This window comes from Flavobacteriales bacterium, from assembly GCA_016704485.1.
GTDB lineage: Bacteria > Bacteroidota > Bacteroidia > Flavobacteriales_F > PHOS-HE28 > PHOS-HE28.
In genome coordinates, this window is record JADJAA010000001.1 from 180,089 (window position 1) to 193,228 (window position 13,140).

The following is a 13,140-nucleotide window of genomic DNA, read 5'->3' on the forward strand; positions in this document are numbered from 1 at the left end:
TATTAAACCACGACCTTCGACCCGCGTATGAGACCCGGCCAGAAAATATATTTCTTGAGTGACTTCCATTTGGGAGTGCCGGATGCGGATGCAAGTTTGGCGCGCGAAAAACGAATTGTGGCTTTCTTGGATGAAGCTGCGAAGGATGCCGCTGAGATCCACTTGCTTGGTGATCTGTTCGACTTTTGGTTCGAGTATAAACGTGCAGTGCCCCGAGGCTACGTGCGGTTGTTGGGCAAGATGGCCGAACTCACCGACCGTGGCATTCCGGTGCATCTACATATCGGCAACCACGATATGTGGATCTTCGATTATGTGCCTTCGGAGACCGGTGTAATTGCGCACCGCGAACCGATCGAGCTGACCTACAACGGCAAGAAATTCTTGATCGGGCATGGCGATGGGCTTGGACCTAGCGACCATGGCTACAAGTTCATGAAGAAGATCTTCCGGAACAAAATGTGCCAATGGGCCTTTGCACGCTTGCACCCGAATTTCGGATTGTGGCTAGGCGATTTCTGGAGCGGACGCAGTCGTAAGAAAAGCTACGAGAACGACCGCAAATGGCTTGGCGAAGACAAGGAATGGTTGGTGCAGTACTGCCGCACCGAACTAGAGAAAACACATTACGACTTCATGATCTTCGGGCACCGTCACTTACCGGTGGACCTCGAAGTAAAACCCGGTTGCCGCTACATCAACCTCGGCGATTGGATCACGTATTTCACTTATGCGGTTTTTGATGGCAAGGACCTGCAATTGAAGAAACGGGTTGGTGATGGAGGACTAAGTGCAGATATTGCGATCAGCGGTGGTCCTGCCGTTTAGCGTTCGTTCTTACTTCCCCAACCTAACTACCAGATCCACCAACCGGCTACTGTAACCGTACTCGTTGTCGTACCAGCCCATCACTTTTACCATGTTGCCGACTACACTGGTGAGTTGCGCGTCGAAGATGCAGCTGTTGGGGTCGCCTACGATGTCCACACTTACGATCGGGTCTTCGGTGTAGCGGAGTATGCCTTTCAGTTTTCCGTTGGCGAGTTCTTTGAAACGTGCGTTGATCTGATCTGCGGTGTGTAGCGTCTTCACTTTACACGTGATATCGGTTATGGAGCCATCGGGCACTGGTACGCGTATGCCACAGCCACCGAGCTTCCCATCCAGTTCAGGGAAAATGCGGGTGATCGCTTTTGCCGCACCTGTTGTTGTGGGCACCATGCTTATGGCAGCGGCACGTGCACGTCGTAGGTCCTTGTGCGGGGCATCGTGCAGGCGTTGGTCTCCGGTGTAGCTGTGGACGGTGGTGATGAAACCGTCCTCTATCACGCAGAACTCATGCAACGCTTGGATCATGGGCGCTGCGCAATTGGTGGTACAGCTTGCATTGGAGATAATGTCCTCCTTTCCATCCATGATGTGATCATTCACACCCAACACAACGGTCTTGATCGATGGGTCTTTCGCTGGTGCGCTCAACACCACCTTCTTGGCTCCGGCTTTCAAATGTCCACCAGCCGAATCACGCGTCAGAAAAAACCCGGTGCATTCGATCACCACATCGATCCCCAATTCCTTCCACGGCAATTTCGATGGGTCTTTTTCTGCGAATGCTTTCACCTTGGTGCCCCCTAAATTCAAGTGATCATCACCGAAACTTACTTCGCCCTTATACACTCCGTGAACGGAATCGTACTTGAATAAATGCGCCAAGGTCTTGTTATCGGTGAGGTCATTAACCGCCACCAGTTCCAGATCGGTGCGGCCTAAAAGGATACGTGCGGTTACACGGCCAATGCGACCGAAACCATTGATTGCTATGCGAGTTTTCACTTTGTGTTAGTTGTTAGTTGTCGGTTGTCAGTTATTGCTGTCTGCTTGGGCGATGACTAGCTGAAAAGAGGACCGCAGATTATGCAGATGGTTATGATTTTAAGAAAAGGATATACAATGAAGTCCACTTGCTTAGGCCTAGTGGACGGTAATGCTGGCAACGGCAGCCAGCAAAAAACCGACAACCAGCAACTAATCACCTCAAGCCATATGCTTTTCTGCATGGTAACTACTCCGCACCAATGGGCCGCTTTCAACATGGCGGAAACCTTTTTCCTTACCGATCTTTTGGAAGAATGCGAACTTATCCGGATGAACGAATTCCACTACGGGTAAATGGACTTTGGTGGGTTGAAGGTACTGGCCTAGTGTGATGATATCCACGTTTACGCTGCGAAGATCATCCATGGTCTCGATCACTTCTTGATCGGTTTCCCCTAAGCCTAACATGACGCCACTTTTGGTGCGAAGACCTGCACGTTTGGCACGCAGCAACACTTCCAAACTGCGGTCGTATTTGGCTTGGATACGCACTTGCTTTGTAAGCCTACGTACGGTCTCCAAATTATGCGAGAGGATCTCTGGTGCTTCGTTGGTAACGATCTCCAAGTTGTCCCAATTCCCTTGGAAATCCGGGATCAGTGTTTCCATGGTGGTTCCCGGTGTTCTGCGGCGAATGGCACGAATGGTCTTTGCCCAAATATCACTTCCGCCATCCTTCAGGTCATCCCTATCCACACTGGTGATCACACAATGTTTGATGCCCATCAATTCGATGCTCCGTGCTACGCGCGCTGGTTCGAATGGATCTACAGCTTCTGGCCGGCCGGTCGCTACGGAACAGAATCCACAGCTCCGCGTACACACATTACCAAGGATCATGAACGTTGCTGTGCCTGCGCCCCAGCATTCGCCCATATTCGGGCAATTACCACTTTGGCAGATCGTATGCAGCTTATGCTGGCTAACGATCTCACGCACTTTCTTGAAACTCTCACCCGTTGGCAACTTCACACGTAACCAGGACGGTTTCCGTGGTCGTGCTTCTTGTAACTCCACTCCATTATTCTCGCTCATTGCACGTATTTCTTTCCGAAAAGCAGGTTCAGATAGAACTCGAAGAAATACTGTTTGTTCTTCACGCCTTCCACATCCGCCATCATTGGGACCTTCTTTGCATAAACATCCGCACTTACTCCAACTTCCAGCGCTTTTATCCCCAACGTGTTCCCACTGTATTCGAAATTGAGACCGAACCGACCAAATGCTCCAGGATACAATGCGATCTCTCCAATCCCATTGAAGTATGACGCTCTTCCATAAATATTCTGCACATCATGGATGGCCGGGTCGTATCGCTCCGTTACAATGTTCTCGTAGGGAAATTGGTCAGGAGTTCCGATCTGCAGATAAACGGGTTTTACCAGTCCGAGCGATGGGCCAATACCCCAGACGTAATTCACTTCAACGCCGCTGCGCCTGATCTTGTCGGTGATCTGATGTTTGCCTCCGTACGTAGGTCGAATGATCAAAAGCGCATTGGTCTTTCCGTAGAAATAGCCTCGTGAGTCCTCATAATACGGATTGAAGCTCTTTACTTCCTTCGGATGCTTCATGCCCACGATCTCCAAGCCTAACAGTCTTCGGTAGATCGCTGTTCGATATTTCGCATGATAGAAATTCAGCCCCCATCCATCGCCATGGACCATGGCCCCGCCATAGATCTCTTTCCGGAAGGGCACGCGCGTCTCCTCGTAGATCGTTTCTTGCGCCAATAATGGCATTGATCCACATAGCAGCAGGATGATCGATAAGCTGTTACGCATAAGGCTTGAAGCAGCTACAAAGCTACAACACTTCAACGCTACCTTGCGGGCGATCGTTATTTCGATCCTTATTCAATGGATACAGCAAACATCACCTATCTCGGAGACCTACGGACCACATGCACGCATGTGCGCAGTGGTGAATCGATAGTTACCGATGCACCAGTCGATAACAAAGGAAAAGGAGCAGCATTCTCACCAACCGATCTATTGGCCACATCCTTGGCGAGCTGTATGATCACCACAATGGCCATTGTCGCTGCCGATAAGGGTATTCCGGTACATGGCCTATCGGCCCGGGTGGTGAAACACATGGCCAGCGGTCCACGCAGGGTGGAACGTATAGAAGTTCATTTGGAGATGGATGGAACCGGGTTGAATGCAAAAGCGCGCTCGATCATGGAGCACACGGCACACACATGTCCTGTTGCATTGAGCTTGGAAAGTAGCTTGGTACAGGAAATAACGCTGACCTTTCTCGATAACTAGAGTACTACTCTAAATGGTTTTTTGTTCCGCGCATGTGCGGCCCGAGAATGATGGAAGATCGTTCTTGTGGGGCACAGAGTTCTAGCACAGCGACGCATAGCTGACGCAGTTGTAACGAAACAGGTGCGTTAGATGAGGAGGGTACATGCATTTCGGAAAATGCAAGACCCGACAATCATTGTGCTGGTGTTGGTCCGATCACAAGGACCCGATAGGAGTGGAGGCGGCGGGATCCCGTTTCGATCGGTGAGCTCAAGCCATAGGTCTGCCATACGTACTGCGCACATGGTCCGCTCTGTCCAAAAGCGCACTGATCCGCTGGTCCAATATGGCACGATCGCTTAGTTCTGGCCGTATGCCAAGGATCTTTTCAAATGCTCTTGCTACCCTCCCGCGGACGATGCCTTGCTGATAAGCTGCGTATGACCGGGTAGCAATACGCTCCAATGGCACAAGGCCTATGCCCTTCATTTTATTCTTGACCATCAGTCCGACAAAATCCCGATCGAACAAAGGAGGAACTCGCTGTGGGGTATAGGAAAGACCCATGGAGGATGTGAAATCCTGCCATTTAAAGGCGTTGATGGTATCATAGCAAACAACCGGTATCCAAGGAACTCCCATAGCATCCGCCACGATCGCGCCGTGCATGGCCTCTGTAAGCAGCACCCCGGTTCCTTGTAATTGTTGCAGGATGCTCATCGGTTCGTCCCGTGGGTCGATCGGCGCAATGCCAAGTTCAACGAGGAGACCTTTCCAATCATTGAAAAATTTGAAACTGCCGATATGTGGCATATAGGCAAACGGCGTTACGGTCTCAGTCCGTTCAAGCGGAAATAGGGGCTTAATGAGAATGGCACCATCAGCTATCGCCTTGCTCGCAGGCAGGCCTAATGCCTTAGCGGTCAATGGTCCACGCACACAAATCACATCATCCGTCCCACGCAGCTCTGGTAGGGTGCCGTAGGTGCTCGGTGCGTCTGCCGCAAATCCACTGGAAAAATAAATGCGACGTTCTGTTCGCTCAGTTCCCTTCTTGAGCCCCAATATGGATCCAATGCCAATGAATAGGATGCGTTCGTCGTCATCGAAAAAGTCAGGGAATAGTTTCTTGAAGATGAGCGGGTTCAAGGCATCTCCAAAATTTTGGCCTTCATGGTAGGTCAGTTTCATTGGGACAAAGATGAGTAACGGTATCAGACAGCACAACTGAGTCCCTATGGACGTGCATTGGCCAAATATGTCCTGTCATAACTCGAATTCGACGAAAGTCCCGACACGTTATCACGCGCAATGGAGCAACAGAACTTCTTAAGGCTATCCTTTAAGTGGTTGCAAGCACAAGCACGCTCGATCATGGAGCACACGGCACCTACTTGTCTTGTAGCACTGAGCTTAGAAAGTAGCTTGGTCCGGAAAGTAACGCTGACCTTTCTGGATAATTAGCTTCGTCCATCGGTCAGCCCGTGAACAGCAAAAGCCCGAGCTTCCGCTCTGGGCTTGAACCTAAGACCCCTTACCGGGACAAAGGCTTAACCGCGTTTTTCCGGTGTAACGTTTGTTACTTTACCGTACGCAGGGCAAGAATGGGCGGAGCCGCAGGATGTCATCACAATGCTCGTGAAGAAAACAGCAACCAGTACCAAAAGCACCTTTTTCATCGTTCGTAATTTGTATTCCTAGCCAGAATGGTTCGGCGGGGAATGCTCCCCAAAGTTAGCCCTCATAACGATGTGTTCCGTTAAAATGTTTCAACAATTGGTTCGTCGAACTATTCTGGACCAATACCATCAGCCTTCCAATGGTTAACGCTCCACCTATTTCGAATATTGGCGAGGATTGGATAATTCACTTGCAAAGTGCATTCCAGAGTCCTTCCTATTCTGAACTTTGCACCTTTCTGGATCGTGAACGAACTACCTCGGTGATCTACCCAAAGAAGGAAGACGTGTTCGCTGCGTTCGGTCATACGCCTTTGTTCAACGTGAAGGTGGTCATCCTAGGGCAAGACCCTTATCACGGCGAAGGACAAGCACATGGACTTTCTTTTTCTGTACCAAAGGGTATGCGAACTCCACCTTCTCTGCGGAATATCTTCAAGGAGATCCAACGTGACCTCAATACTGAGGCACCCCGGACGACCGACCTTAGTGGCTGGGCTCAGCAAGGCGTACTTTTGCTAAATACGGTACTTACGGTCCGTGAGAACGAAGCGGGCTCACATCGCAGCAAAGGCTGGGAACAATTCACGGATGCGGTCATAACGGTAGTGTCGGAACAACTGAACGGCATCATCTTCCTACTTTGGGGAAATCCTGCTCAGCACAAGGAATCATTGATCGATACCCAAAAACATGTTGTGCTCAAAGCGCCCCATCCTTCTCCACTCTCAGCACACCGAGGATTCATAGGATGTGGGCATTTCAGTCGCGTAAATGAACTGCTCCAAGAACTAGGAAAAAGCACCATCGACTGGATGCAATGATCACTACTAGGATCATAATCGGGGTGGTGGTGGCAGCGTTCGCCCAATCTCTTCATGCCCAAAAGCACCGGATCGAATTCGTACCGGACATTGAACTGCCGTCGAAATGGTGGCAACCGGTGCAATTACCCACCGCAGCAGGAACCCAGCAGGCCAAGGTCGAACAGATAAACTTCCTATTGAGCAAGGGGTACCTAGAAGCGACGATCGATACCTGCATCACAACAGGTGACACTACGGTCTGCCCTATCGCGGTTGGATGGAATTATCGTTGGGCGCAACTTTCCGGGTCCGGTATTCCTGTCGAGATCGCAAGTGCCGCCAAATTCCGGGATAAATTGTATTCCGGTCGGCCAATAACTCCCCGACAAGTGGCGCGTCTATTCGAAGGGCTCATAAAGCAAAGTGAGAACAACGGTTATCCATTCGTGAACGTGCGTTTCGATAGCTTGAATTTCTCGGATGATGGACTCATGGCCCGTGTCGTTTTGGATAAAGGCCGTTTGGTGAAATTCGATAGTGTGCTCGTGCGTGGAAGTGCTAAGACCAACATCCGTTATTTACATTCATACATCGGAATTCGACCAGGCGACCTTTACAATGAAGCCGTTGTAGCCAGTGTGGAGCGCAGACTAAAAGAGCTTCCTTTCATAGTGCAAAAGCAACGTCCGTATGTGCAATTCACCCAGGAAAGCACGAAACTCTATCTATTCCTTGACACCAAGAAAGCGAGTTCCATAAATGGAGTTCTTGGATTACAACCCGATCCACTTACCGGAAAGACCACGCTAACGGGTGACATTGACCTCCGCCTACGGAATGCCCTGAAACGTGGCGAAGCGATCGAACTGAACTGGCGATCCCTCGTGAATTCCACACAAGACCTGAAGACGCATTTCAACTTGCCCTTCGCCTTCAATACACCATTCGGTGTAGACCTCGGCCTGAAATTATTTAAACGGGATACGACGTTTCTTGAAGTGACCGCGCGAGGTGGACTGGACTATATTTTGCCACGCGGTGATAAACTTTCGGTATTCATAAACAGCAAAAGCAGTGATCGATTGGGGAGGAACACGGTGCAGGTGCCAGGTCTTGCAGATGTGAGTACAATCAGCTACGGCCTCGGCCTGGAAAGGGAACGATTCGATTATCGTTTCAATCCGAAACGCGGACATAGCGCCAAAATAGAAGGTTCAGCTGGGAAAAAGCGCACCACGACGGCCGTATTCGGCCAACAGGAACAACCTCCGGAGATCAGAACGGTGCAATACCAATTGGACGGAACGGCCGTTGCCCATATCCCGATCAAGAGAAGGAGCACTATTCGGCTCGCAGGGCAGGGCGGTTGGATGGTGAATGATGACCTCTACACGAACGAGCTCTATCGCATTGGCGGACTTAAAACGTTGCGAGGCGCTAATGAAGCTTTTATTGTTGCCTCCTCCTATGCAATTGCCACACTGGAATATCGTTTCGTATTCGAAGAGAACTCCAACTTCTTTGCATTCTTCGATCAGGGGTGGTGGGAGAATTCAAGCCAGAATGACTTTGTTACCGATACACCATTCGGTTTTGGAGTAGGCACCATGTTTGAAACGAAGGCAGGCCTTTTCAGCCTCACTTATGCGCTCGGTAAACAGTTCAATAACCCGATCGAATTGCGCACCGGTAAAGTGCATTTCGGGTTCATTAGCTTATTCTGACCTGTGTGCTAAGCGATCCACCTGAATGCTAGCCATTTACCTGTTGCTCAAAGAACACATCAAACTCATCAAACATCAGTATATACACTAGTTTTGCTTACCCTATGCGATCCATGACTCTATTGGCAGTTGCGTTGTCGGTCCCGGTCTTTGCTGGAATTGGCTCGGAACCGACCGTGCGATCGCATCCGAAGCAGGCCTATATCGACTTTCTGCTTGAGTACATGGAACTGCGTTATCCGGAACAGCCGCGAACGGGGACTTTGCTTTATGTCTCGTTGGATCAACAGAGCATGTTCCTCGTAAAAGAGGGCACGCTCTTGAAGGTCTACCCGGTTGCCACTGCTAGCAACGGACCAGGAATGGAAATAAATAGTAATCGCACACCTACTGGTCTTCATGTGATCGGAAAAAAGATCGGTGATAATGTTCCGATGATGGGTATCCTGAGTGAACGGCGCTATACGGGTGAATTAGCGAACCCTGATCGGATCAGCGAGGACACCGACCTGATCACATCGCGCATCCTGTGGTTGGAAGGTTTGGAACCGGGCGTGAACAAAGGTGGAGCAAACGATAGCTATCAACGGTGCATCTATATCCACGGCACGGCCAATGAACGTTCCATTGGATCCCCATCTTCGCATGGCTGCATCCGCATGCTGAATGCCGATGTCATTGACCTTTACGAAAGAGTTCCTGTTGGCGCATTGGTGGTGATATTGGATAACTGAAGTCGTAATTTGAAATTCGAAGACCGAGCAGCACTCCGTATCTTCGTGCATTCCGTAGTACATGGATCTTTTTAGTTCACTTTTTGGCCTTTTTGCTGGCATTTTGATCGGTGCCGTCGCGTTCGCGTTCTGGTATCGTAAGCGCGATGCTGGCATGTTGGACATTGTACGCGCTCAATACGACAAAGAGCGTAAGGACCTTGAGCAACGGATCGAACGCGAGGTCCGTGAGAATAATACGCGAACCGAACAAACAAGGCTGCTTAGCGCTGACGTAGCCCGAGAGCAACAAAAGACGCAGGGCCTGCATGAAAAATTGGACGCTCAAAAAACGGAACTTGAGGAATTGCAGGTCCGCATGACCACCGAATTCGAGAATATTGCGAATCGATTGCTTTCCCAACGCGGAAAGGAGTTACAGGAACAACAAAGCGAAAAACTGGGCACCATCCTGAAGCCGCTTCAGGAACGGATCGTTGAATTTCAGACGCAAGTACGCGATGCATACGACAAAGAAGGCCGGGAACGTTTTGCGTTGAAGGACCAGATCGAAAATTGGTTACACAGAACACACGCCTTACCCAAGAAGCGGATAATCTTACCAAAGCATTGAAGGGCGATTCACAGAGCCAAGGTGCATGGGGCGAAATGATCCTGGAAAAACTATTGGACAGTTCCGGCCTGATCAAAGGACAGGAATATTCCATGCAGGAAAGCACTACGCTCAGTGATGGTTCACGGCTGCGTCCTGATGCGGTGATCATGCTTCCTGAAAACAAGCACCTGATCATCGATGCCAAGGTTTCATTGTTGCACTACGAACGCTATGCATCCAGCAACGGATCGGATGAACGCGATAAGTTCCTGAAGCAACATGTGGATAGTATCCGAACGCACGCCAAGGGGCTCGGTGAAAAGAACTACACCAAATTATATGGTGTGGACAGCGTGGATTTCGTGCTGATGTTCGTGCCGATCGAACCCGCGTTCTTGACCGCAATACGCGAAAGACCGGAGATCTTCCAAGAGGCCTATGACCGACAGGTGGTCATGGTAACGCATTCCACATTGATGGCAACTTTACGCACCATCCATGGGATCTGGAAGAACGAACGCATTGCACGGAACCACATTAAGATCGCGGAACGCGCTGGCGCATTGTATGATAAGTTCCATGGTTTTACGGAAGACCTTGGACGCATCGGAAAAAGCGTGAACGATGCCCAGAAAAGTTACGAAGCTGCAGTGGGAAAATTGAGCGAAGGACCGGGGAACTTGATCCGCCAAGTCGAAAAACTGAAGGAGCTCGGCGCAAAGACCAACAAGACGATCCACCCCAAATTATTGGAACGTTCCAAAGGTGGAATAACGAACCTGATCGAATGAGGCTATTGATCGGAATACTCTTCATGTCCGTATTGATCTTTGGCGGATGTAGAAGCCGCGCTACCGCAACCAAGCACGATAACTTCGCATACATCTACGGCAAAGGCGGATCACAAATGCGTCTGCATGCACGTGTGTACCACAGTGCGCCTGACCATTCCACAGTGTACTACAAATTGAACACACGCGACCTACTTTACAAAGGCGATGGAAGCGGAGGGCCTTTCAGATCGATCGTTCAGATAAAATATGAAGCGTATTCGGACTGGAGCACAAAGAATCTGTTGGACAGCGCAACAACGTTGATCCAGGACAAAAGCTACGACACCGATGAGGACCGCGAACTCATTGGCAGTATGGAGCTTCGGCGAAAAGAACAACGATCCTTTATTCTGAAGATCGTTGCGCGAGACCTCAACCGGGACAATGAAAGCACGGTCTACCTGCGTGTTGAGCGGGATGGTATTGCCTCACACCAGTATTTCATGCCAGTGGATACCGCTAAAGGCCTGCCGTTGTTCGATGATCATCTCGCCGTTGGTTCCAGTGTAAAAGTGCGCAGTGACGTATTCGCTGGTAAGACCTTGAGCTGTCAGCGATACCCGGTTGATGAGCTACTACCGGTTCCCGTATTCACAACGGCGAGTTCAATGCCGAACGATCCGATACCTGACAGTACGTATGCGATCACCGTGTCCGAGGAAGGGACATTTCTGATGTCATTGAACAACCCTGGCACCTATTTTATTCGATCGGATAGTGTTGCTGATGATGGATTCTCCTTGTTCGCGTTGAAGGATTGCTATCCCTATGTTGGAACCGCTGCGGACATGTTGAAGCCATTGCGTTACATAACTTCACTACAAGAGTTCGATCACATATCCAATGCCCCGAATGTGCGCTATGCAATTGAACGGTTCTGGATCGACGCTGCAGGAGATCGTGAGCGGGCCAGAGAGGCCATTCGGATCTATTACGGGCGGGTGGAAACGGCTAACCGGTTCTTTACCTCGTTTGTGGAAGGATGGCGAACCGACCGAGGCCTGGTCAACATCATCTTCGGGACACCTACCTCCATCTACAAAAGTGATCATAGCGAGACTTGGATCTACGGTGAAGAGAATAACCTCATGTCGCTTACTTTCACTTTCGTGAAAGGAAAAAGCGCGTTCAGTGACAATGACCTCGTGCTGAACCGGGACCCTTTGCTTAAAGGAGCTTGGTACAGGAATGTGGAAAGCTGGCGCAACGGAAGGGTCTACCAGAATTGAAAACCGTTACAATTAAGCCGAAATACACGCAGACCAACAACTACTATTGAAGATGGCATCGAATGACCTTGTGTGTGGCGTGTGGCCCGTGATCGAAGCATTGCGCGCAGGAAAGAACGTGGAACGCTTGCTCATTCGCCGAGAAGCCGGTGGTGATGGGATCAAAGAGATCCGGCAGTTGGCATTGGACCGCGATATTCCATGGCAGCCCGTACCTGTTGCAAAGCTCGATCGCCTTACGAAGACCGAACACCAAGGCGTTATAGCTTACTTGAGCCAAGTCGAGGAACAGGACCTGGATGAAGTGATCACCATGGCCTATGAGAGCGGGGAAACGCCGTTGGTCATTGCTTTGGATGGCGTTACCGATGTTCGGAACATGGGTGCCATTGCACGAAGCGCAGAAGTATTTGGTGCACATACCATGCTCGTGCCTAAAACGGGAACCGCCCGATTAGGGCCGGACGCTGTAAAAAGCAGCGCTGGTGCTTTGTTGCGAAAGCCAGTGTGTAGAGTGAACAAGTTCACCGAAGGACTCTTCAGAGCACGGGAGCATGGCTTACGTATAGTTGCCATCACCGAAAAAGGTACGCAGTTCTTGGATGAAGCTGCCCTTGCTGGCCCCTTGGTCCTGGTCATGGGAGCAGAGGACGAAGGAATTTCCGACTCCGTTTTGCGTATGGCCGATGACCTGGTGAAGATCCCCATGGCGGGCTCGATCGGATCTCTGAATGTTTCGGTTGCAGCTGGGGTTGCGCTGCATGCCGTGCTGAAGTCGCGGAACGGAGCGAAGTGAGCGGAGCGTGAAGTTCACACACAGGCGATCAGAGAAGGTATCAGATCGACTTCTAGTGAAAGGTGTCTATTCAATTAAGCTCCAAGGCTATTTCCGGCAAGGACACTTGCACCTTCCGTCCCATTACAATTTGGCAACCTTCAACCGGTGAGTTGCGTACTAAAGCGCACGAAAGCTGATCTCACCGCGGAATACGTATGGTTCCATGGCGTTCTCGTGCTTCGTTTTATTTAATGAACACCATTCTTCCGAATGCTCTTATTGTAGGTCTTGCACTGGTATTCAGCGGCTGGACGGCCGATCCTAACTCGGTCCGATCAGCTGTATATGTGATACAGGAAGGCGAAATTGAGCTGCCCACAGGATTCAGCCCGAACCGTGACGGCGCGAACGACACGTTCGTAATTCATGGTCTCGAAGCATATCCGAGGAACACGTTCACCGTAGTGAACCGATGGGGCAATTTGGTCTACGACACTTACAATTACACGAACAATTGGACGGGTGAGAATGTGCAAGGACAACCCTTACCCGATGGAACCTATTTCGTGCGCTTCTCCGTGAATGGCGGCGAAAGAACTTGGCAAGGCTTTGTTGAATTACGTCGCTGATGG

Annotated in this window: 15 protein-coding genes; 11 read left to right on the top strand and 4 right to left on the bottom strand. The window is 50.3% G+C overall.

All coding sequences use genetic code 11. The features are described 5' to 3' along the window. The first annotated feature begins 27 nt into the window (after positions 1-27). Positions 28-828: a UDP-2,3-diacylglucosamine diphosphatase gene (locus IPF95_00735; protein ID MBK6473221.1), complete on the top strand. Its 801-nt coding sequence runs from the start codon at positions 28-30 to the stop codon at positions 826-828. Positions 829-837: 9 nt separating this feature from the next. Here the strand turns inward: IPF95_00735 and gap are convergent, their stop codons facing one another. The 3 genes from gap to IPF95_00750 form a co-directional block, all read right to left on the bottom strand. Next, positions 838-1,833 (bottom strand): type I glyceraldehyde-3-phosphate dehydrogenase, encoded by a 996-nt coding sequence (gene gap, locus IPF95_00740; protein ID MBK6473222.1) that lies wholly within the window; start codon positions 1,831-1,833, stop codon positions 838-840. A 201-nt stretch (positions 1,834-2,034) separates the two neighbouring features. Further along, complete coding sequence (lipA, locus tag IPF95_00745) at positions 2,035-2,910, bottom strand: lipoyl synthase (GenBank protein MBK6473223.1); 876 nt, start codon at positions 2,908-2,910, stop codon at positions 2,035-2,037. Continuing rightward, complete coding sequence (locus tag IPF95_00750; protein ID MBK6473224.1) at positions 2,907-3,659, bottom strand: hypothetical protein; 753 nt, start codon at positions 3,657-3,659, stop codon at positions 2,907-2,909. Before IPF95_00750 ends, lipA begins: the two co-directional genes overlap by 4 nt. Before the next feature lie 75 nt (positions 3,660-3,734). On the opposite strand from IPF95_00750, the gene IPF95_00755 reads away from it, so the two are divergent. Next, positions 3,735-4,148 (top strand): OsmC family protein, encoded by a 414-nt coding sequence (locus tag IPF95_00755; GenBank protein MBK6473225.1) that lies wholly within the window; start codon positions 3,735-3,737, stop codon positions 4,146-4,148. Between the two features lie 252 nt (positions 4,149-4,400). Here the strand turns inward: IPF95_00755 and IPF95_00760 are convergent, their stop codons facing one another. After that, positions 4,401-5,321 (bottom strand): polysaccharide pyruvyl transferase family protein, encoded by a 921-nt coding sequence (locus tag IPF95_00760; protein MBK6473226.1) that lies wholly within the window; start codon positions 5,319-5,321, stop codon positions 4,401-4,403. A 120-nt stretch (positions 5,322-5,441) separates the two neighbouring features. Between IPF95_00760 and IPF95_00765 the strand changes: the two genes are divergently transcribed. The 9 genes from IPF95_00765 (at position 5,442) to IPF95_00805 (ending at position 13,137) form a co-directional block, all read left to right on the top strand. After that, positions 5,442-5,594: a hypothetical protein gene (locus IPF95_00765; protein MBK6473227.1), complete on the top strand. Its 153-nt coding sequence runs from the start codon at positions 5,442-5,444 to the stop codon at positions 5,592-5,594. A gap of 355 nt (positions 5,595-5,949) precedes the next feature. Next, a complete protein-coding gene (gene ung, locus IPF95_00770; protein MBK6473228.1) occupies positions 5,950-6,633 on the top strand; it encodes a uracil-DNA glycosylase in 684 nt (227 codons plus the stop codon). Beyond that, on the top strand, positions 6,630-8,339 hold the full coding sequence (locus IPF95_00775) for a hypothetical protein (GenBank protein MBK6473229.1): 1,710 nt from the start codon (positions 6,630-6,632) through the stop codon (positions 8,337-8,339). The genes ung and IPF95_00775 overlap by 4 nt, the downstream gene beginning before the upstream one ends. A gap of 224 nt (positions 8,340-8,563) precedes the next feature. Further along, entirely contained in the window at positions 8,564-9,073 is a 510-nt protein-coding gene (locus IPF95_00780) for a L,D-transpeptidase (GenBank protein MBK6473230.1), read from the top strand. Positions 9,074-9,134: 61 nt separating this feature from the next. Then, the gene (locus IPF95_00785; GenBank protein ID MBK6473231.1) at positions 9,135-9,686 is read left to right on the top strand and encodes a hypothetical protein; all 552 of its coding nucleotides are present in this window, start codon (positions 9,135-9,137) and stop codon (positions 9,684-9,686) included. Further along, a complete protein-coding gene (locus tag IPF95_00790) occupies positions 9,629-10,459 on the top strand; it encodes a DNA recombination protein RmuC (protein ID MBK6473232.1) in 831 nt (276 codons plus the stop codon). The genes IPF95_00785 and IPF95_00790 overlap by 58 nt, the downstream gene beginning before the upstream one ends. After that, entirely contained in the window at positions 10,456-11,730 is a 1,275-nt protein-coding gene (locus IPF95_00795; protein MBK6473233.1) for a GWxTD domain-containing protein, read from the top strand. Before IPF95_00790 ends, IPF95_00795 begins: the two co-directional genes overlap by 4 nt. Before the next feature lie 52 nt (positions 11,731-11,782). Next, complete coding sequence (rlmB, locus tag IPF95_00800) at positions 11,783-12,526, top strand: 23S rRNA (guanosine(2251)-2'-O)-methyltransferase RlmB (protein MBK6473234.1); 744 nt, start codon at positions 11,783-11,785, stop codon at positions 12,524-12,526. A 233-nt stretch (positions 12,527-12,759) separates the two neighbouring features. Further along, the gene (locus tag IPF95_00805) at positions 12,760-13,137 is read left to right on the top strand and encodes a gliding motility-associated C-terminal domain-containing protein (GenBank protein MBK6473235.1); all 378 of its coding nucleotides are present in this window, start codon (positions 12,760-12,762) and stop codon (positions 13,135-13,137) included. Positions 13,138-13,140: the final 3 nt, after the last annotated feature.

Coding starts and splice junctions, on each gene's coding strand:
- IPF95_00765 (MBK6473227.1), top strand. CDS start 5,442: ATGGAGCAACAGAACTTCTTAAGGCTATCCTTTAAGTGGTTGCAAGCA.
- IPF95_00750 (MBK6473224.1), bottom strand. CDS start 3,659: ATGCGTAACAGCTTATCGATCATCCTGCTGCTATGTGGATCAATGCCA.
- IPF95_00735 (MBK6473221.1), top strand. CDS start 28: ATGAGACCCGGCCAGAAAATATATTTCTTGAGTGACTTCCATTTGGGA.
- lipA (MBK6473223.1), bottom strand. CDS start 2,910: ATGAGCGAGAATAATGGAGTGGAGTTACAAGAAGCACGACCACGGAAA.
- IPF95_00780 (MBK6473230.1), top strand. CDS start 8,564: ATGGAACTGCGTTATCCGGAACAGCCGCGAACGGGGACTTTGCTTTAT.
- IPF95_00760 (MBK6473226.1), bottom strand. CDS start 5,321: ATGAAACTGACCTACCATGAAGGCCAAAATTTTGGAGATGCCTTGAAC.
- ung (MBK6473228.1), top strand. CDS start 5,950: ATGGTTAACGCTCCACCTATTTCGAATATTGGCGAGGATTGGATAATT.
- IPF95_00755 (MBK6473225.1), top strand. CDS start 3,735: ATGGATACAGCAAACATCACCTATCTCGGAGACCTACGGACCACATGC.
- IPF95_00805 (MBK6473235.1), top strand. CDS start 12,760: ATGAACACCATTCTTCCGAATGCTCTTATTGTAGGTCTTGCACTGGTA.
- IPF95_00785 (MBK6473231.1), top strand. CDS start 9,135: ATGGATCTTTTTAGTTCACTTTTTGGCCTTTTTGCTGGCATTTTGATC.
- IPF95_00775 (MBK6473229.1), top strand. CDS start 6,630: ATGATCACTACTAGGATCATAATCGGGGTGGTGGTGGCAGCGTTCGCC.
- rlmB (MBK6473234.1), top strand. CDS start 11,783: ATGGCATCGAATGACCTTGTGTGTGGCGTGTGGCCCGTGATCGAAGCA.
- IPF95_00795 (MBK6473233.1), top strand. CDS start 10,456: ATGAGGCTATTGATCGGAATACTCTTCATGTCCGTATTGATCTTTGGC.